The sequence below is a fragment of the Novosphingobium sp. B-7 genome (assembly GCF_000410615.1).
Lineage (GTDB): Bacteria > Pseudomonadota > Alphaproteobacteria > Sphingomonadales > Sphingomonadaceae > Novosphingobium > Novosphingobium capsulatum.
In genome coordinates this window covers 1-19812 of sequence record NZ_APCQ01000824.1, presented here as the reverse complement: position 1 = coordinate 19812, position 19812 = coordinate 1, and the positions used below count along the sequence as shown (strand labels likewise).

Sequence of the window (19812 nt, the reverse complement as noted above, 5' to 3'; positions counted from 1 at the left end):
GTCCCTCTATGCCGAGGTGACTTCCCGGATCATTGCCGAACTGGAGGAGGGGCGGCTGCCCTGGGTGCAGCCATGGGACGCCAGCCGCTGTCCCTGCACGCTGCCCCACAATGCCGGTTCCGGCCGGACCTATTCGGGGATCAATGTTCTCATTCTCTGGACCTCTGCCATCGAGCAGGGCTTTTCCTCGCAGCGCTGGCTGACCTATCGCCAGGCCGAAGCGGCCGGGGGTCATGTCCGGCGCGGCGAGAAGGGCACGGTGGTCTGCTATGCCGATCGCTTCACCCCGCGCGAGGAAGCCGCCAAGGCCAGGGACGAAGACCGCGAAGCGCGCACCGTGGCATTCCTCAAGCGCTTTACCGTGTTCAATCTCGACCAGTGCGAGGGCCTGCCCGAAGACATGGTGCAGCCTGTGGCGCCGATTGCACCCGAGCTGGCGATTGCCGGCGCCGATCGCGTGATCCAGGGCAGCGGCGTGACGTTCCGCATCGGGGGCGGAGAAGCGCTCTATTCCCCAAGCCATGACGTGGTGCAGGTGCCGCCCCAAGCTGCCTTCCTCGAGCCGATCAACTGGTTCCGCACGGCCCTGCACGAACTCGGTCATGCCACCGGCCACAAGAGCCGGCTGGACCGGGACCAGACCGGCAAGTTCGGCTCTGCATCCTACGCGAAAGAGGAACTTATTGCGGAAATGGCCAGTGCCTTTGCCTGTGCCGCGCTGGGCATTGTCCCGACCGTGCGGCACTCTGATTACATCGGAGCATGGCTCGAAGTGCTGCGCGCCGACGAGAAGGCGATCTTCCGCGCTGCCAGTGCAGCTAGCAAGGCGGCCGACTTTCTGCTGGCTTGGGGGGAGGACCGGCCATGAGCCGGCCTCTCCCGCCCGAATGGGGCACGCCCGTCCTGCCGACCTTGTCGCCGCGCACATTCTGGCGGCGGGGCCAGCGCGGTCTGCGCCGGATGACCAACCGCCAGCGCGCGATCTTCGCGGCCGTGCGCTTCGAGGGCGCCAGCTATGCCGAGCTGGCCCAGCGCCATGGCATCAGTGTCGAGGCGGTACATGCCGAACTGGCCAAGGCCCTCTCCACCCTGACCCGCGCAGTCTATGGGCACTGGTGGCAGCGCTGGTGGCCGTGGTGAAAAATTCAGGCCGCCCGATGGCTAGCCATCGGGCGGCACCGTTGTGCAGGTCCCATCAGGTAAAGTCGTCGACGGAGTAGAACATCGGGTTCTGGAGCCACTGGTCGAGCGCGCTGCGGCGCCAGCCCACGCAGCGCGTGGCAATGCGCGACTGCTTGGGAAAGGTCCCTTCCTGGACCTTGCGATAGAGCGTCGCGCGCGAAAGCCCGGTTTCCTTGAGCACCTGGGGCAGACGCACGAACGAATTGGGCGAGACGGTATTCATGTGGCACATCCTTCCTGTTTCATGGGTTGGATTGGCCGGCCACGAGTGGAATTGGGGCGTTGCGGGAAAAGCGCAACCACCTGAGAATCCAGGGAATGCGGCATTTATCGCGAACACGCTGGTCGGACACCTACGGGCACCGGTACGACCTCGCACGAACACCAAAAAAATTTTGCGCCCAGGGGCTGCGCGGCTGGCAAAACCGCCAAGGTCAGCGGCATCACGCGATCAACTGCTTGTAACCGATATTGCCGCGCGAGTCAGCTTGTGCGGTGAGACCGATCAGGACGGCGCCCGGCGCGGCTTGCGTCGGCCGTGCCCGGTAACCTCGGCGACGTGGTCCACAGCGCGGCAATGATGTCACGGGCCTCGCCGGCGGCGAAGCCTCCGGTGTCAGGCTTGATGCCCTGTGCACGGCTGGGCCAAGAGCGTTGAAAAATGCCTTTCGGAAGCCTTGTTCGATGCCCGGCGGCGCAGGGTTCTGAGCTTGCTCGACCTCAATCCCGACACGCCGACCGTCGCCGGCAGCGATCCAGACGGACAAGGTATCTGTGGTCTGGTCCGTCGACAGATCGCGCTGGACGACGCTGCCGTGCTGCGCATGTTGGCCGTGGTCATGGTGGAAACGCTCGACGTCGGAACCGGCCTGATCGAACTGCTGGGCGAGCACATGGGCTTCGACATGGCCGATCTTTGGCAGGCTGATGACGCCGTGCGCGACCGCGAGGTCATGGGCCATCTGCTCGCCGATGTCGCGGGCGAACAGGTTGCTACCGAGAACGGCAAGGCCACCACCAAGGTCAAGCGTGACAACATCCGCTACTGCCTCTCGGGCAGCAGCGTGATGGCTGGGTGCCACGCTGGATGGCCTTCCCCGCGAGCGCCTATGCTCCGCGCGGCGGCGTCGGCAGCGCCGAGCGGTAGGCCAGGATCTGAGCCGCTGATGAACGCGAGGTCGAGACGGAAGCTGCCGACGACACCGAGGCCGGGACCGAAGCGAGCGACGACACCGAAGTCGATGCCACCTTGCCCAAGGCGGCGTGACAGAGGATATGGCCGGTTCCAACTGGGGCCGACCAGCCACTTTGTACTTGGCAACGCAGGGAATAGCGGCGAATCTAGAGCCATGAAGACCGACCTCGATCATCTGCCTGCCAGCAAGCAGCGTGACCTGGACCGCGTGGTCCAGATTCTGTTCGAGGAGTTCGCCGCCGCGCACGAGAACGCCACTGCACGGCGCCGCCGGGGCCGTATTCTCAAGGTCATTCTCTACGGCAGCCATGCGCGTGGCGGGTGGGTGGACGAGCCCCATACCGCCAAGGGCTACGTCTCGGACTTCGATCTGCTGGTGATCGTCAACCAGAAGGAACTGACCGACCGCGCCGCCCACTGGACGGCAGCCGACCAGCGCTTGATCGAGGAGAAGATTGCCGGAACGCTGCGCACGCCGGCAAACTTCGTGGTCCATACTTGGCAGGAAGTCGGCGATGGCCTTGCCCATGGACGCTACTTCTTCATGGACATCGCCCGCGATGGCGTCTTGCTCTTCGAGGCCGACGACAGGCCTCTTCCGGAGCCCAAGCCCAAGACGCCTGAGCAGGCCCTTGCCATGGCGCAGGAATACTTCGACGAGTGGTTTCCCAGTGCCGCTGAGTTCCTAGATAACTATGGTTTCAACCTTATAAAGGGGCGACACAATAATGCAGCCTTCCAGCTGCATCAGTGTGCCGAACGCCTCTATCACTGCGTCCTGCTGGTCTGCACCTTCTACACTCCACACAACCATAACCTCGCCTTCCTCCGCACGCAGGCCGAGGGGTTGGACATTCGTCTGGTGGATGCATGGCCGCGCAATACCCGCCGTGAACGGGCATTGTTCGAGAAGCTGAAAGACGCCTACGTGAAGGCGCGCTATTCCAAGCACTACCGCATCTCCAAAGAGGACTTGCAGTGGCTTGGCGACCGGGTCGAGAAGCTTGGCCGGATCGTGCAGCAAGTCTGCCAAGAGCGGCTGGCGCTGCTAGCTTCGGAAGTCCGAGAAGCCGGCTGACCCCAGTTTAGCAGGGGTTCAATGATCCCTGCTACCCTTTCGACCGACCTAGCTACACGCCTGAAAGTCACGAATCAGGCATACTCGCGCGCATGCCGTTATCGAGCGTCAACTGCAGCGCATCGTCGCCCTATCTAATGGCTTCCGGCTGCGGCATCTGCGCACCGCAGGCCAGCGTGATCCGGTCAAATTTCCGGTCCAGATTGAGCGCTTCGCCCAGCCCATGTCGGGTGATCCTGGCCATCGCGGCACCATCGCCGACGATGCCAAAACTGCACGCAATCCCACCAGAAATTCAGCGCCCTGGCACCAACGTTCCATCTGAAAAGGCGAGTGAAAACCGCTCGACAATCCCAGGTGCTGGGACATCTAGGACTGTCTGGATGCCCCCTACAATTGCAGGCGATGCCCTGATTTGGCTTCGATCCGTGTAGGCATAGCCCCTTCCCCCGTCGCAGCTCCGGTCGCAAAGTTCAATTAGAACATATGGCGAACGACATGGAGGGCAGCGAGGATGGGCGAAGGGTGCTGGGGGGAGAAGGGCAGGAAAAGGAACCGACGCAAGATAAAGGCCCCTATCTCGCGATGGGGGCTAAGCTGTTGTCTGCACGTCGTTTTCTTTGGAGATAGGCTGGACTTGCACCATGGGACTGCCTCTGTTTGTGAGACACCTGGCCAAGAAAGTCTGTCGTTGCAGGTACTTGCCGCGAGACATGCGTGGAGGCCCTTGCAGCCTCGCGCGCGCCACCCCTGATTGCTGGTTCCGGCAGGAATTTCCAGCATCGAGGAAGCGGCAATGGGCGACGGGTTCGAGGTGTGGCTGGGTCATATCGGCAAGGACCGGCCCATGCGCCATGACCTGCGCCGGGCGGTCAACCAGGCCGGTGGTTCACGCCTGGCGAAGGGGCAAACCAAGCCCCGCTTTACCGGCGCCCGCACCGGGCGCGGTGTCGCTGCCGGACGGATGCTTGCTGGTGCGCCGCGCTACGGCGGCGCGAGTGCCCGCCGGGTGGTGGTGAAGGCTCGCTTCGTGAAGCTTGCCGGCAAGGGGATGAAAGCAGCGAGCGCGCACCTGGCCTACCTGCAACGCGACGGCACCACCCGCGAAGGTGAGCGCGGCACGCTGTATGGCCCTGACAGCGACCATGCCGACGGCAAGGCCTTCCTCGAACGCGGGGTTGGTGACCGCCACCAATTCCGCTTTATCGTCGCGCCCGAAGACGGGGAGCAATATGCGGACCTAAAGCCGGTGACGCGGCGGCTGATGGAGCAAATGGAAAAGGACCTTGGCACCCGCCTCGAATGGGTGGCGGTCGATCACTTCAACACCGGCCATCCCCATAGCCATATCGTCGTGCGCGGCGTGGACGAGAACGGCAAGAACCTGATCATCGCCCGCGACTACATCAGCCAGGGCATTGCCGCGCGTGCCTCGGAGATTGTCAGCCGTGATCTTGGGCCCCGCACCGACCAGGAGATCGCCAAGGCCAACGCGCGTGAGGTGACGCAGGAGCGCTTCACCCGGATAGACCGTCGCCTGCTGCGCGATCTCGACGGGCAGGGGCTGGCTTCGGCTTGGCATGCCGATCCAGCCGAGCAGGCCTTGCGCGCCGCGCGCCTGGGCACGCTGCGCGCGATGGGCCTTGCCGAGAAGGAGGGTAAAGGCCTCTACCGCCTTAACGACGACCTGGAAGCGACACTGCGCGCCATGGGCAAGCGTGGCGACATCATCGCCACCATGCACGAGCGGCTGCGCAACCATCCCGAGGTGCTGCCGCCGGACTACGCGGTCTATGCCCCTGGCGAGCGTAAGGCCATCGTTGGACGCGTGCTCGACCGAGGCCTCGCCGACGAGCATGACGATTGTCATTACCTGATCGTCGAGGCGACCGATGGGCGCACGCATTTCGTCGATCTCGGGCACGATCTGGCGGATGGGGCGATGAAGGATCGGCTGGTCAGGGTATCTCCGACACCGGTGGAAGTGCGGACGGCCGACAGGGGCATCGCCGAGGTCGCCGGCGCGAACGGCGGGCGTTACAGCGTGGACCTTCACCTGGCGCATGATCCTTCCGCCACCGATCGCTTTGCCCAGGCCCATGTGCGCCGCCTCGAAGCCCTGCGCCGCGACGGCGCGGAAGTGCAGCGCGAACCCAATGGCACATGGACGGTCGGCCCGGATTATCTCAGCGAAGCGCTGCGCCACGAAGAGCGGCAAGCGCTCCGGCGCCCGGTCACCATCGCGGTGCTGGCCGACCGGCCGCTCGAACAGCTGGTCCATCACGATGGCGAGACCTGGCTTGATCGTCAGTGCATTGCGCCCAACCCCGAGCGACTGCAGGGGCGTATCGGTGCCACGATCGGCCAGTCGCTGCAGCAGCGGCGGCAATGGCTGATCGAGCAGGGCTTGGCGGTGCAAGAAGAGGATACGATCCGCTATCGGGCCAACTTGCTGGCGACGCTTCGGCAGCGCGAACTGAACCGCGTCGGTGCCCAGCTCTCGCAGGAACTGGGGTTGGAGTTCAAGCCCGTGCAGGGCAACCATGTCGAAGGTACCTATCGTCGCACAATTGCCATAGGCGGCGAAAAGTTCGCCGTGATCGCCAAGTCACGCGAATTCACGCTGGTCCCATGGCGTCCGGTTCTGGAGAAGCAACTGGGTCGGCAGGTCACCGGGACCATCGAGCGCGGCGGCGGCATTGACTGGACCTTTGGACGGCAACGATCGGGCCCGCAGATCGGGTGAACAACCAAAGCACCCTTGGGGATACCCGAGAGGCTCTGTTGCCAAGCCCATTCGCCGCGCATCATCGCCGGCATGCAAACCCGCAAGACCCGCCACCAGTTCTACCTGCCCGACCATCTCTCGGCGCGGCTCGATGCCATGGCTGCAGAGCCAGGGGCGTCGAAGACGACGATCCTGAGCAAGGCGCTCGGCGCGTGGTTTGAGCGAACCGACGATGAACAGGCAAGCGCACAATTCGGCAAGGCGCTATCCCGGCAGGTGCGCGCCATCGAGCGGCTCGAGCAACGGCTCGATTACCTGACCGAAGTGCTCGGCCTGTTCGTGCGGCACCAGCTGACACTGACCGCGCATCATCCCGCCTTCGATGCCGAGATGCAGCGCTTGGGCCAGCGTCGCTACGACCAGTTCGTCCGGACGGCGGGTGAACTGGCTGCGCGAAAGGTTAAACCCCAGGCCAAGGCCGCCCCATCCAACAGCGAGGAGAACGAGCCATGAGCATTCCCTTCGGGCAGGCCAAGCCCGAGCCCTGCAGAACCGATCCGCTGACGGTCCGAATTCCCGAGGCGTGCCGTCTCACCGGCATCGGCCGTTCGAAGCTCTACGAGCTCATTACCGACGGCAGCATCGAGATCGTCAAGGTCGGGGGCATGACGCTTATCCCCTTTGAGAGCCTGAAGCGCCTGATTTCCGATGCCCGCGAAGGAAGTCGGCTATGAGCATCCATCCCATCCTGCTGCGGGCTTTGCTGACCGCGATCGTCGCGGAAATCAGCGATGAGCAGCGCGACGCGCTCGCCTCCGGCACAACGACTGTCAGGATTGCGGCGGAAGATCGCCTTGTAGATGACCTCATGGCCGCGATGGCGATCGCAGATCGTGTTAGGGGGCAGACGGGAGTCGAGTCTGCGGCAGTTAAAGTCCATTCCGCTTCATAGCGGCTGTCCTGCTCCGGTTTGCGCTTAGCACGGGAGTCTGCCCCAGATTACCCTTGCTAAACTCTTTGGCACATGAGCCCAAAGGCAGTTGTTGCGGACACCGCGGAATTGATGCAGCCACTCTCCTAGATGGTACGAAGTCGCATGAACGCTTCAATGCAGGAGAGTGACCGATGTCGATCTACGCTGGATTGGATGTCAGCGACAAGACCACGCACGTGTGTGTCGTCGATGCCAATGGGACGGTTCTGAAGCGGGACGTTGCTGCAAGCGATCCCGAGGTTCTCGCCAAGTGGCTGAGCAGGCATTGCAAGGGTTTGGTGCGGGTGGTCTTGGAGACCGGCCCCCTTTCGACCTTTCTGTTCCATGGCCTGCATGAGCGCGGCATCCCCGTCGATTGTGTCTGCGCCCGCCATGCAAAGGGCGTGTTGGCGACGCGTGTGAACAAGAGCGACGTGCATGATGCCGAAGGCTTGGCCCAGCTTGCGCGGACGGGCTGGTTCAAGCGTGTTCACATGAAAGCCTCGGCGACCCACATCGACCGAGCTGCACTGCGCATCCGCGCACAAGTGATCACAACCCGCGTAGCTATGGCCAATCAGCTCAGGGGGCTTTTGAAGCTATTTGGTTTACGTCTTGGCGCCGCCAGAACTCCAGGGAAGCGGCGCGAGCGGCTAGCCGCCTTGTACCAGCAGCGGCCCGATCTTGAGCCGCTCTTCGCTCCGCTTGTGGCATCCATGGAAGTCGTGGAAGAGCAACTGCGCGCGTCAAATCGGCTTCTGGAAAGCCGGGCTACGACGGATCCAGTTTGCAGTCGGCTCATGAGTGTTCCCGGCGTGGGCCCTATCACTGCGCTGACATTTACAGCCAGCGTCGAAGACCCTCATCGCTTCAACAGGAGTGAGGATGTCGGAGCGTACGCCGGCCTCGTGCCTCGCCGGAGCCAGTCTGGCGAGCGCGATGTACGAGGAAACATCTCCAAAGCCGGGGATCCGATGCTGCGACGTTCGCTGTATGAAGCCGCCAACATTGTACTGTGCCGCGTGCAGCGCCCCTTTGCGCTTCAAGAATGGGGCCGACGCATCGCCGAAAACAAAGGAAACAAGCGAGCCCGGATTGCGGTTGCCCGCAAGCTGGCCGTGTTGCTTCATTCGATATGGCTGAACGAAACGGAGTTTCGCTGGGCATGACCACAGCGAGTCCCAACTCGGTCAGCCATGCCAGGACGATCTCGCCCGGACTGTAGAGGAGTAAACCTCGCTGCGGACCCAGAGACGTCCACCCATTACCGCCCGGCCGCGATCATGAAGGCTCGGACACAACGCAACCCGCACCGTCCGATGACCTCGAAGACAACCATTGGCACCGGGATCAGGAGCTACCAATGACAAAATCAATTAGACAACGGTCCGGAACGGCAGCTTGAAGCGCGCGAAACAGGATAGCCGCCATTCGGATACGCAAAAGCCCAGGGGACAGCACACGACCAGAATGCGAAGTTCGGCACCGGCAGATCCCGACCAACTGAAGCCGTTTCCCGGCGTGCGTGAACGGCATTCCTCCCGGAAGCCGCCAAAGCCATCCAATTCAGCGGTTCGGCAGCAGTGCGCATCTTTCGGTCTTTCAGGCCAGACCCCACGCGCCGCCGGCAAAGTATCGCGGGGCCGAACAAGCCTGCCGGAGGCGCCGCTGCAATCGCAGCAGCACCTATTCGGCGCGGTCGATCGCCGCAGAAGGTGCTGCGAGGCTCTGGATCTGCCACAGAGTCAGGAACAACGCGGCGATCACCGGGCCGACGACGAAACCGTTGAAGCCCATCAACTCGAACCCACCCAGCGTCGCCACCAGCACCAGATAGTCCGGCATCCGCGCCTCGCGACCGACCAGGATCGGGCGGACCACGTTGTCGACGCTGCTGACGATGAAGAACCCGCAAAGGAACAGGACCGCGCCCTGCCAGATCGCGCCGGTCGCGAACAGGTAGAGGGTTACCGGTACCCAGATCAGCCCCGTGCCGATCGCCGGGAACAACGAGAACACGCCCATCGCCACGCCCCACAGCAAGGCACCGGGAAGACCCAGCGCCCAGAACACCAGCCCACCCGTCGCGCCCTGCAGGATGGCGACGATCAGGCTGCCCTTGATCGTCGCGCGGATCACCGCAAGGAACTTGGCGGCAAGCATCGCTCGCTGGTCCGGCGCCAGCGGGATCGCGCTTTCAATCCGCGGGGCCAGCCTGCGCCCGTCGCGCAGCAGGAAGAAGGTAATGTAGAGCATCACGCCCAGCGACAGGAAGAAGGCGAAGGCATCCTGGCCGATACCCAGCATCTGCGCCGCGACGGGCTTGATGCTGTTCGCCAGGCCTTGTCCGATTCTCGTCTGGATCCCGACCACATCGCTCAGTCCCAGATCAGCCAGCCATGTCTGCACCCATGCCGGCAGGCGCGCCTCTGTTTCGACGAACATCCGCGCCAGATCGATCTCGCCGCTATGCAGTCGCGCGTAGAAAGCTGTCGCCTCGCGGAGCAGTGCGCCGCCGAGCAGCAGCGCCGGGCCGACAACAACGAGGGTGATGACGCACAGCGTTGCGAGGGCGGCTAGATTTTGGCGTTGCGGCATTGCCCGCAACAGGCGGCGGTTTAGCGGATCGAACAGCACCGCGGCGATGATCGCCCATAGAATTGCACCGGAAAACGGGGCGATGAGCCAGAAGAAGATGAGTGTGATCGCGCCGACCAACGCGATGAGGAAGAACCGCGAGGGGGCGGCGCCGGGATGCAAAGGTGCCGTCATTGCGCGCGTTCGGGCGTGGGGGCGAAGGCCGGCGCCTTGCCGGCGATCGCCCGTCGGACCAGCGGCTTGCACCCTTCGAGCAGGACGAGCAGCACGACGCCCAGGCCTGCCGCCAGCCCCATGTCATCCCAGGCGATCGATCCGAACGTCAGCAGCGACTGCGCCCATGGCAGGAAAAGGATCGCTGCCGCCACCGCAACGATCGCGGCGACGACGTACCGCAGCGCCGCGTTGTGGCGAACCAGCGCATCGCGCAGCGAGGCATTGAACGACCGGTTCACGAGGATCAGCGCAACGATCTCGGCGACCAGCGCAAAGAAGACCAGCGCGCGCAACTCGGGCTCGGGCATCCCCGAGTGATGCTCCACGAGCAGCATGATCGCGACCATCCCGAAGGCAAGCCCGCCCTGGAATACACTCCAGACGATCATCGGTAGCGAGAACAGCGCCTCGGCCGGATCGCGCGGCGGACGTCGCATGGTGTCTGCCTCCTCGCGTTCGGCTTCGAACACCAGCGCACAGACCGGATCGATCACCATTTCGAGGAGCGCGATGTGGATCGGCCCGAACAGGATCGGCAACCCCAGGAACAGCGGCAGCAGCGCCAGTCCCGCGATCGGCACATGGACCGCGAAGATGAAGGCCATCGCCTTGCGGATATTGTCGTAGATCCGCCGCCCGAGCCGAACCGCCTGCACGATCGAGCCGAAATTATCGTCGATCAGCACAATCGCGGCGGCCTCGCGCGCGACATCGGTGCCGCGCTTGCCCATCGCGACGCCGATATCAGCCGCCTTGAGCGACGGGGCGTCGTTCACGCCGTCGCCTGTCATCGCGACGACCTCGCCCGTTGCCTTCAGCGCCTGGACGATGCGCAGCTTCTGTTCGGGCATGATCCGGGCGAAGACGGTGATGGTTGGTAGGCGCGCTGCCAGCGCGGCATCGTCGAGCTGTGCCAGTTCGTCCCCGGTGAGCACGGCGCCCGCGGCGATCCCTGCCTGCGTCGCGATCGAGCGGGCGGTTGCGGCATAATCGCCGGTGATCATCACCACGCGAATGCCCGCGCGCCGGCATTCGGCGACGGCAGCCGGCACGCTGGCGCGAAGAGGATCGGCCAACCCTACGAGCCCGGTTAGCGCATAGGCATAGTCCTGCTGCGTTTCTGCCCAGTTACGGTCCGGCGGGGTTGCCGTTGCGACGGCCAGCACGCGCATGCCGCGCACCGCCATCGCCTCGACGGCAGCGGTGAGCGCGGCGCTTTGGTCGGAGGGTAATCGACAGAGGCGGGCAATCGCTTCCGGCGCGCCCTTCGCCGAAAGGGTGAGAGCGTCTCCATTTTCCCAGACATTCGACATCGCCAGCAACTCGGGCCGCAGGGCATAGGCGTGCGTGACAGACCCGGTCGGCACCTGGATGGCAGCCACCGCCGACCGAGCCTGGTGGATCGCGATCTCCATCGGATCGGACGGTTCGACCGCGCTGGCGAGCGCCGCCGTGGTCAACAGAGGGTGATATGCATCGGGAAGCGGCACGTCCGGTGCCAGCGCGAACGTATCGCCCGACGGCAGCCAGAGCGTGGCGAGTGCCATGCGGTTCTCGGTCAGCGTGCCCGTCTTGTCGGTGCACAAAATCGTCGCCGAGCCAAGCGTTTCAATGGCTGTCGAGCGCCGGGTCAGTACCCCGGCCTTGCCGATCCGCCATGCGCCCATCGCCAGGAACACCGTCAGCACGACGGGAAATTCTTCGGGCAGCATCGACATGCCGATGGCGATTCCCGCCAACACCGCCTCGATCCAGCCACCGCGCAGCACGCCGTAGAGCAGCACGACCAGCAGCGCGACTGCGCCGCCGCCGATCCCGCACCAGGTGACGATCCGGGTTGTTTCGCGTTGGAGGCGCGGCGTCTGGGTATCCATCGTCGCGAGAGACTGTCCGATGCGGCCCATCGCACTGTGCGGCCCGGTGGCCGTCACGCGTGCGATGCCGCTCCCTCGGGCGACGAGCGTGCCGGCGTAGACAAAGGGCTGGTCCTCGCCGCCTGCACTGGCGGGCGCTTCGGCGCCAGGTTCACGCGCGACTACCTTGCCGACGGGCAGAGATTCTCCGGTCAGCAGCGACTCGTCGGCCTGGAGATCAGCGGCTTCGACCAGCACCGCATCGGCGGCGATCCGATCGCCTTGTTCCAGCACCAGCAGATCGTCGCGCACCACCTCCCGCCCCGGAATGTGTTGGCGCGCTCCGTCGCGGATCACCAGCGCCCGCGGCGCGGCGAGACCTCGCAGCGCCTCGAGTACATGTTCGGTGCGCGCCTCTTGGATCACGGTGACGACGATAGAGAAGGTGGCAAATGCCAGCAGGATCACTGCCTCGGTGCGATTGCCGAGAAGCAAATAGGCAATCCCGCCGAGAAGCAGCAGCGCGAGCATGGGTTCGCGCAGTACCTCCAGCGCAATTCGCAGCGCCGAGCGCCGATCGGGGCGGGGGAACTCGTTGGCGCCCTCCTCCGCGAGCCGGTCAGCCGCGCCCTTGGTGGAAAGTCCGTTACACTGGGCGGCTTCGGTCATAGCTCCAAGGTCTCGCAATCGAAAATCCGGGGGCGGCGGAGCAGTTTTGAACCAGTCCGAGGAAGGCTGGGAGCGGTCGAGGAGAGCAGACTAACAGACTTCACGCTCGCCCAAGCAGCTTTTCGAAGATCTTTCGGTGCTGTCGCTATCCAAGGTTGAGGGAGAGTCGTGGAAAGTGCGCCGGCCCTGGCATGCGCAGGCAGAGCTTCGCCGCGGCGGTCGAAATGCACAGCGGCCATCCGCAGACTGAAGCAGCCTAGGCGGCGTGGACAAATTTGAGCCAGTATCTGGCGGTGGCGAGATAGACCATTCCGAGGAAGCTATTGGCAAGCTGGTCGTAGCGGGTTGCGATGGCGCGGTTGATCTTGAGTTGTCCGAACATGCGCTCGATGCGGTTGCGCAGCTTGTAGAGCGTCCGATCATGCCCGATTTTCACGCGGCGGTTTGACCGGCCAGGGATGACGGCCTCGATTTCCCGTTTGGCAAGGTCGGCACGGATTGCGTCGGCGTCGTAGCCCTTGTCGGCGAGCAAAGCGTCGGGTGCGCGCTCGGGTAGGCCGATCAAGGCGTCATAGGCCTTGCAATCTGCCGCCTCACCGACTGTCAGATGGAAGGCGAGCGGTCGTCCGAGCGCATCAGCCAAGCAGTGAAGTTTACTGGTGAACCCGCCCCGCGAGCGACCAAGAGCGCGTCGATGAGTCCCCCTTTTCCGCCCGCTGCCGAGACGTGGGCGCGAACGGTGGTACTGTCGATGCTGTAGTGACCGCTGTCCGCCATGATCTCAGCCAGCGTGACTGCCACGGTCTCCCAGACCCCGGCTTCGCTCCATCGCCTGAACCTGCGACAGATGGTGTTCCAGCTACCATATTTTGGCGGCACGTCGCGCCACGGAGCGCCGCAGCGGAGCCGCCAGAGGATGCCGTTGATGATTGAACGGTTCTACTCGGGCGGCCTGCCGCGACCACGGTTCTCAGGTTCAATCGGCAGCAAGCCTTTCAAAATGCGCCATTCCGCCTCACTCAGGTCACCCCTGCTCAAGCCTGCCTCCAAAAAGCAGCCTTGAATCAACCCGCTCGGCTCGCGTCAAGCTTCCTCCGCGCACATGACGCTCGAAGTCCGCCTACTTGCGGGAATCAGGGTTTGATGCTCAATTTTGAACCATGAGCATTTCTGCAATCAACGCCGATGTCTTCGTCTCCGAAGTACTGAACAGCGCACAAGTATGGGGCATCAAGGATAGGGATGGCTTCCCGACCTCGACAAACGCGTCCGGCGAAACCGCAATGCCCTTTTGGTCGTCGGAAAATCGGGCCATGTCGATCATCAAAAGCGTCCCCGCGTACTGCGACTTCACCCCGGAGCCGATCTCGTTACCGACGTTCGTCGAACGGTGGCTACCCGGCTTGCAAAAGGACGGCCTCTATTGTGGGCTTAATTGGACCGGCGCACGCGCAACAGGATATGATCTATCTCCGGCTGATCTGATGGCCCGACTGGAGGCGGCCCAAAGAAAATCCTAATCCCGCGCAACAGCGAATTTGTCCACGCCGCCTAATCCACCCGCAAACGCGGCGATGCGTGGACCGAGTTTTATCCTCCTGCCACCACGACGACAGGGGCACCAAGCATGGCGGCTATCCCCCACCTGAAGACGCTCGCGCACAGCGCAGTCCACCTGACGCAGGAACCGCGTGCCGACGAGGACGCCCACAACAAGCTCGTGGAGATCTACTGTGTCACACTGCTCATGGCGTCAGACACCAGGGTCCTTCTCGACCATGGAGCCACTGGACCAGATCGATCAGGTGCCAACGCACGACGCCATGGACTGCCGGGAACGGGCCGCGCTCGACAATATCGACTAATGCCTGGCGCTGAGCATTGTTAAGTCGTGAACGGGCCCCGAGTGCCTTTCCATCAAGCAAGCCGTCGGGACCACGGGCATTGAACCGGAGCACCCAGCCCCGCCAAACTGAAGTCCGACACCACCGATAGAGCCAGAAGGCGGCGCGCTGGGTTCGCGTGCTTGGTCGTCCGCGCCAATCGGCGCAGTGACGCACCGTCAAAATCGTCCCGTAAACCAATCGCTGTCCCCATGGTGCCGATCTCCAATCTGCCGGCGCCATTGAGTCAGATTTCCGCGGTCTTGGGCATCCTCGGTGAGTCAGTCACCGCGCGGTGTGGTATAACTCCTCTCCACACCTAAAATGCGATTGACTCGCAATAGCGTTTTTGCATAGGAGGCCCCGCCGTGATGAAGAGGGGGTTCCATGACGCATAAATTCTTCCTGCCGTTCTTGTCCGCTACGATGCTGACAGGAGGTGCTGCTTGTTCTGTTGCCTCTGCGCAGGAGGTCGAACAGACAGCGGATAAGAGGCGTGTCGATGAGGAGATCATCGTCGCCGGCCTCAAGCCCGATGAGGGCCAGAACAGGATCGGCGAGAATGGCGCGATGGGCTCGAAAGTCTTACTTGACACGCCCTATTCCCTGACCGTCGTCGATGCAGAGGACATTGCCCGGCGGCAGGCCAACAGCATCGCGCAGATCTTTGCCAACGATCCGTCTGTTTTCTCCTCGGCACCGGCGGGATCGACCAACTGGTGGGGTACTCAGATTCGCGGGCTAGGCGTGCGCAACTATTATATCGATGATGTACCGTTGCTGCTGTACTGGGGCGGCGACTTCCCGCTGGAGCCGATCGAAAGCGTCACTGCGTTGAAGGGCCTGACCGGCTTCATGTACGGCTTCGGCGCCCCGGGCGGTGTGATCAGCTATCGCACCAAGCGGCCGACCAGCGAGCCGATGCTGACGACCGAGATCGGCTATCGCACCAACAGCGTCTTTTATGCCCGGGCTGATGTGGGTGGCCCGCTCACCCGCGACGGCAGACTTGGCTATCGGGTCAATTTGGGCGGAGAAAAGGGGACCGCATATAACCAGGCCGGGGCGAACCGGCTGGTCGGGTCGCTGGCGCTGGACTATGCGATCAATCCCAACCTCAAATGGCACGCTACCGCGACATATGAGGACAGCAATCTTCAGCACGAGCCGTTCCAGTTCTACTGGGCAGACTATGTCGGGAGCGAATTGCCCCGCCCGACCTATGATTATTCTAAGCTCAACGTCGACAATAGCTATTACAAGGCGCGGACGCTGGCCACAGCCACCGGGTTCGACTGGGCGTTTGCCGATGGCTGGTCCGCACGGCTGACCTATGGCTACACGAGCAAATTCCATCGCTCGAACAAGATGTTCGTCTATATGCGCAATCAAGCTGGCGACTATGATGGCTATGCCTATAATTTTGCCGATCTGGACAAGAACCATTTCGTGCAAGCGATAATGCAGGGCAACGTCGTGACGGGCCCGATCCGGCATGAGATCGTGGCGGGGGCATCCTTCCAGCTCATGGACAGCGCCTTTGGCTATAGCGACAAGGATTATTACTGGGGCAACGACTTCAATGGTAACATCTACCAGGATCAACCGTTTCGTGTGACGCGTCCGATCAGCTTCGGAACCGATGGCTGGCCGACACGGGAGCGGCAGGAGGCCTTGTTCCTGAGTGACACGCTGCATATTGGCGAGAATCTCCAGGCGATGCTCGGTGTGCGCCATACGCAATACAGGCTGTTTGATCTGGACGGGGATCCGTCGGTCGATTCCGGTTATCGGACAACGGCGGTGACGCCGACGCTCGCACTGATCTACAAACCCGCGCCCTATGTCTCGGTCTATGGCAGCTATGTCGAGGCGATGGAGCCGGGCAGCCGGGTCGGGGGCGAATATGCCAATGCGGGCGAGGTGCTGAAAGCGACGCTCAGCCGTCAATATGAAGTCGGTGCCAAATATGAGCATCAGCGGTTGAGCCTGACGTTGGCAGGTTTTCGGATCGAGCGCGCCGCCACGATCGATCGCATCGTCGATGGCGCGCGCCGGCTGACGCAGGACGGCCTGACGCTGTACAAGGGGGGCGAGGCGATCGGGAGCTATCGGCTCAGCGACGATCTCAAGCTGGGGGCGGGCGTGGTTTATCTCGATTCGAGCATTCGTAATGTGTCAGCCGGCAACGAGGATCTGCGCGGCAACGTGCCGGCAGGCGCGGCCAGATGGCAACTCACCAGCAATGCCGAATATCATGTTCCCGCCATTCCCGGCCTCAGCCTGCACGGCAATGTCCGCCATACCGGCAAAGCACCCACCAATGACAGCAACAGCCTCTACGTTCCCGCCTATACTACGGCGAACGCGGGCTTCCAGTTCGACACGCTGCTCGATGGACGCAAGGTGACTTTCACCGGCAACGTCAACAATCTGTTCAACGCCAAATACTGGACCCAGACCAACATTGGCGAGGGCATAAACGGGACCCTGAGCGTCCGCCTGTCATGGTGACGAGGCAAGATGGCGCCGACGGTGGGCCGGCTGAACGGCAGCCTAGCCCAATTTTGAACTTGGAACCTGCCGCTCCACAATCGGCTCAACCTAACTTGTTCCAAGGCATAGCGACGCCGAACGCGTGAACGTCGGCTTCTGCCTCGAGCCGACGTTCATCGGTCCACGTGGGCAGGGAAGAAACGTCCCCGGTCAAATTTTTCGTCCCTTGCCGCAGCGGGTGAATGAACGGCAGAATCGATGATCTCAAAAGCGGGTAGGAACGTCCGGGTTCGCGGCGGACAAGGCCCCTTGTTTAGAGGGCTGGAACCTCTCTTACCCTCGGTCCAGTCGATCCAGCCAGGCTTGTGCCTGCTTAGGCTCACCTACCGCATCCGGCCTGACAGGCCCACGAGATGCGAGGAATTCCTGCTGAAGCTCGAAGGGCTGCATGCCGAGCTGCTCCCTCATTTGGTCGATCGCCTGACCGATTTCAGTCAAATTTTCGATGATGGGGGCCACAGCTTTGCGCGACACACGGTCTGCATTATGATCAAAAAGACCCCATCTGCCTGAAGCTGTAACGCGCAAGGCATCAATCAGCGCTGCCGTATAGTCCATTTCAAGTTCTGCACGACGAACGTCGAGACGTTCCAACCTATCAGCTTTTGCCATCCTTCGATTGGTACATGGTCACGCAGCTGTCCGCAACGTTGCCCCCTGAACCAACGACAGGTTCCGCCTCCGTGATCGGTGTTCATTAATGGCGGGTATGAAGGCGATCGCGGCGTAGGACGAGGCGATGGTCAAACTGGCAGTTCGCGCCTAGTTGCGGACATTCCGAGCCACTTGTTCCAGATCAGTTCCGCCGCCATACTCTGAAAGATTCAAAGGGGCGCAATGCCGATGAACAAACCAGTCGTGCTAGCGGCATTTCTAGTTATCAGCTTGCCAATCGTCTCGCCCTGCGCGGTTGGCGCAGAGCCAAAGGCAATTGACCAATCAAAGGTTGCGATCACTCTTGAGCGATCTGCCTGTTTTGGCCCCTGTCCGGTTTACAAGGTCACGATCCACGGAGACGGGCGCGTGATTTTCACGACAGCCACAGAACCCGTAGATCAAGTAGACGAGGTTCACCGACGCTTCGCACAATCTGACGGCGTCCTGTTGCCTGGCACCCATGAAGACAGGATTTCTGCCGCCGATGTCGCGGCACTCGTTGAAAAATTCCAAGCAGCCCGCTTCTGGAAACTACGCAATGCCTACCGAACGCCTGTCACCGACAGCCCGACATATGTGGTTACCTTTGACACGGGAAAATCCCGAAAGACGGTGATCGACTATGTTGGCGGCCAAAGCGGCATGCCGCACAGCGTGACTGAACTCGAAGAAGCAGTTGATCGGGTTGCTGGCACGGACAGATGGGTGCGCGGCACACCAGGCTTGCTGCCATGGCTTGAGCGAACAGGTTTCGATTTCCACTCGGGGAAAGCTGCTGAGTTGGCCCTATCGGCCGCATTCGGCGAAGGCGCGGAGGAAACTGTTGTCGGCCTTATTGATCGAGGGGTCCCGCTCGACGGTAACGCGGCAGCAAGCGGCAGTTGGAGCGCATCCGCAATTGTCCCAGCGAAATCCGCAGGCATTCTCATCACAGAAAGTTCGATCAAGCGCGGCCAAGCGAAATTGTTTGGCCGCATGGCAGCGGCGGGATGGCTTCAAAGAATGGGCAAAGGCAATGCCGCACAGGCCTTTGCGCGATATGCTGCGGGCTGCTCGCCCCAGTTGGTTGATGCTGTGGCGGACGCCGGAATTGATATCGACGCTGGCGGGCAGCGCAACGCGGGCGATAGCCCAGACAGTCCTCAGGGGAAGACAGCATTGGCGGAACTGGCGGGTTCTTACGCCTGCGAGGGGCGGGAAGCGGATCGCGTGAAAACCGCTGAGCGGCTTCTGGCACGCGGGGCCAATCCCAACAGTCGCGATAGCGTTGGACGAACGCCATTGTATGGGGTCGAAAGTCTCGACCTGTTGAATTTCCTGCTTCAACACGGCGCAGATGCCACAGCCAAGGGCAAGGACGGGCAAAGCATGCTTTTCGGCAGTTGGACGGATGCCATCGTCCTTCGCCTCCTTGAAGCTGGCGCAAGTCCTGCTGGCCACTACGATGTCGATGGCGTCAGAACTTTGGCAGAGCAGGCAAAATACCGGAAAATGCCGCTCGTGGCAAAATGGCTGATCGCGCATCGAGAGGCGTATCGTCGGTAGACGAAGGACGTCACGCCGCAGACTCTTGCCAATGGCAGCTATCCACCATCTCATGCCGATCTGGTGCCTCTGGCGCATCGAACCTCGCCGGAAGTGGCCTGACGGGTTGCAGGCGGAAATTCTGCCGATCGTCTGCCGCCCCAATTGTGGATTTAGCGTGAACCGCTATTGTCGAGAGATATGAAGCCCAAATCACGATGGCCGATGACCATTCTCTCATTTGCTCTAATCGGATGCGGATCATCAGCGCTCCCCGACAAGCCGTTGTTCGTCGGCGTTTCAGAGACGGACTATAAGCAAGGCACGGCGTTGATACGTAGTCGTTTGCAAGCACGTTATCCCGAGGGAAGCGCCGAACAAGAGCTAGCGGATTACCTAGAACAGCAAGGCTTGCGAGTTGATCGCGAAGAGCGGGAAGCCTCCGTCAGATACGGCAGCGTTCTTTGCGGCAGTCAGGTTCGCGTTAACTGGACGGTCAATTCGACTCCCTCGATTGCAAAAATTGATGCTCTTTACAGCGACACGGGATGCCCTTGATCGGGCCTGCCGGGGAACGTCCGCTGCCCACCAACCCAGGCCATTCCTGGGGCCAGTGACATCGTTAAACAAACGACCGCTTCCGGCGTACGAGTTCAGGCGCCTGAACGGCCGCTATGACGGCGATTGTCCAAATGCTCAA

Annotated in this window: 19 protein-coding genes and 1 pseudogene; 12 read left to right on the top strand and 8 right to left on the bottom strand. The window is 62.3% G+C overall.

The window, feature by feature from the left end:
- Positions 1-868, top strand: an 868-nt coding sequence (locus H926_RS26595) for an ArdC family protein (RefSeq protein ID WP_022676108.1), incomplete at its 5' end; no start/stop codon positions are given.
- A complete protein-coding gene (locus tag H926_RS0109625) occupies positions 865-1140 on the top strand; it encodes a sigma factor-like helix-turn-helix DNA-binding protein (protein WP_022676107.1) in 276 nt (91 codons plus the stop codon). The genes H926_RS26595 and H926_RS0109625, both read left to right, overlap by 4 nt.
- A 55-nt stretch (positions 1141-1195) precedes the next feature.
- On the opposite strand, the gene H926_RS0109620 is transcribed toward H926_RS0109625, so the two are convergent.
- Positions 1196-1405 carry an AlpA family transcriptional regulator gene (locus tag H926_RS0109620; protein WP_022676106.1) on the bottom strand — a complete coding sequence of 70 codons (210 nt, stop codon included), beginning with the start codon at positions 1403-1405 and terminating at the stop codon, positions 1196-1198.
- 220 nt (positions 1406-1625) lie between these two features.
- The gene (locus tag H926_RS32415; RefSeq protein ID WP_148291696.1) at positions 1626-2264 is read right to left on the bottom strand and encodes a hypothetical protein; all 639 of its coding nucleotides are present in this window, start codon (positions 2262-2264) and stop codon (positions 1626-1628) included.
- Between the two features lie 267 nt (positions 2265-2531).
- Between H926_RS32415 and H926_RS0109615 the strand changes: the two genes are divergently transcribed.
- The 6 genes from H926_RS0109615 to H926_RS0109585 all read left to right on the top strand — a co-directional run bounded on the left by H926_RS0109615 (position 2532) and on the right by H926_RS0109585 (position 8325).
- The gene (locus tag H926_RS0109615) at positions 2532-3455 is read left to right on the top strand and encodes a HEPN domain-containing protein (protein ID WP_028657810.1); all 924 of its coding nucleotides are present in this window, start codon (positions 2532-2534) and stop codon (positions 3453-3455) included.
- A gap of 796 nt (positions 3456-4251) precedes the next feature.
- A complete protein-coding gene (gene rlxS / locus H926_RS0109605) occupies positions 4252-6201 on the top strand; it encodes a relaxase/mobilization nuclease RlxS (RefSeq protein WP_028657809.1) in 1950 nt (649 codons plus the stop codon).
- A 72-nt stretch (positions 6202-6273) separates the two neighbouring features.
- Entirely contained in the window at positions 6274-6696 is a 423-nt protein-coding gene (locus tag H926_RS0109600; RefSeq protein WP_022676102.1) for a hypothetical protein, read from the top strand.
- Positions 6693-6917: a helix-turn-helix domain-containing protein gene (locus H926_RS0109595; RefSeq protein WP_022676101.1), complete on the top strand. Its 225-nt coding sequence runs from the start codon at positions 6693-6695 to the stop codon at positions 6915-6917. Before H926_RS0109600 ends, H926_RS0109595 begins: the two co-directional genes overlap by 4 nt.
- On the top strand, positions 6914-7135 hold the full coding sequence (locus H926_RS0109590) for a hypothetical protein (protein WP_022676100.1): 222 nt from the start codon (positions 6914-6916) through the stop codon (positions 7133-7135). The genes H926_RS0109595 and H926_RS0109590 overlap by 4 nt, the downstream gene beginning before the upstream one ends.
- A 173-nt stretch (positions 7136-7308) precedes the next feature.
- Entirely contained in the window at positions 7309-8325 is a 1017-nt protein-coding gene (locus tag H926_RS0109585) for an IS110 family transposase (protein ID WP_022676099.1), read from the top strand.
- Between the two features lie 517 nt (positions 8326-8842).
- Here the strand turns inward: H926_RS0109585 and H926_RS26590 are convergent.
- The 4 genes and pseudogenes from H926_RS26590 to H926_RS34580 form a co-directional block, all read right to left on the bottom strand.
- The gene (locus H926_RS26590) at positions 8843-9928 is read right to left on the bottom strand and encodes an AI-2E family transporter (RefSeq protein ID WP_022676098.1); all 1086 of its coding nucleotides are present in this window, start codon (positions 9926-9928) and stop codon (positions 8843-8845) included.
- Positions 9925-12492, bottom strand: coding sequence for a cation-translocating P-type ATPase (locus tag H926_RS0109575; protein ID WP_022676097.1), 2568 nt, complete (start codon positions 12490-12492; stop codon positions 9925-9927). Before H926_RS0109575 ends, H926_RS26590 begins: the two co-directional genes overlap by 4 nt.
- A 256-nt stretch (positions 12493-12748) precedes the next feature.
- A pseudogene (locus H926_RS34585) lies at positions 12749-13156 on the bottom strand (IS5 family transposase); the annotation flags it as partial.
- Entirely contained in the window at positions 13096-13371 is a 276-nt protein-coding gene (locus tag H926_RS34580) for a hypothetical protein (RefSeq protein WP_237741004.1), read from the bottom strand. The pseudogene H926_RS34585 and the gene H926_RS34580, both read right to left, overlap by 61 nt.
- 281 nt (positions 13372-13652) lie before the next feature.
- Here H926_RS34580 and H926_RS0109565 point away from each other — a divergent pair, with 281 nt between their 5' ends.
- Positions 13653-14012, top strand: a complete 360-nt coding sequence (locus H926_RS0109565) for a DUF2750 domain-containing protein (RefSeq protein WP_028657806.1) — start codon at positions 13653-13655, stop codon at positions 14010-14012.
- A gap of 225 nt (positions 14013-14237) precedes the next feature.
- Here H926_RS0109565 and H926_RS34575 read toward each other — a convergent pair whose 3' ends face one another.
- Positions 14238-14618: a helix-turn-helix domain-containing protein gene (locus H926_RS34575; protein ID WP_148291695.1), complete on the bottom strand. Its 381-nt coding sequence runs from the start codon at positions 14616-14618 to the stop codon at positions 14238-14240.
- 144 nt (positions 14619-14762) lie between these two features.
- On the opposite strand from H926_RS34575, the gene H926_RS0109555 reads away from it, so the two are divergent.
- A complete protein-coding gene (locus H926_RS0109555; protein WP_051146311.1) occupies positions 14763-16889 on the top strand; it encodes a TonB-dependent siderophore receptor in 2127 nt (708 codons plus the stop codon).
- 315 nt (positions 16890-17204) lie between these two features.
- Here H926_RS0109555 and H926_RS0109550 read toward each other — a convergent pair whose 3' ends face one another.
- Positions 17205-17543, bottom strand: a complete 339-nt coding sequence (locus H926_RS0109550) for a hypothetical protein (protein WP_028657804.1) — start codon at positions 17541-17543, stop codon at positions 17205-17207.
- A gap of 231 nt (positions 17544-17774) precedes the next feature.
- Here H926_RS0109550 and H926_RS32400 point away from each other — a divergent pair, with 231 nt between their 5' ends.
- The gene (locus H926_RS32400) at positions 17775-19133 is read left to right on the top strand and encodes a DUF6438 domain-containing protein (protein WP_148291694.1); all 1359 of its coding nucleotides are present in this window, start codon (positions 17775-17777) and stop codon (positions 19131-19133) included.
- Between the two features lie 204 nt (positions 19134-19337).
- Positions 19338-19670 carry a hypothetical protein gene (locus tag H926_RS32395; protein WP_148291693.1) on the top strand — a complete coding sequence of 111 codons (333 nt, stop codon included), beginning with the start codon at positions 19338-19340 and terminating at the stop codon, positions 19668-19670.
- The last annotated feature ends 142 nt before the right edge of the window (positions 19671-19812 follow it).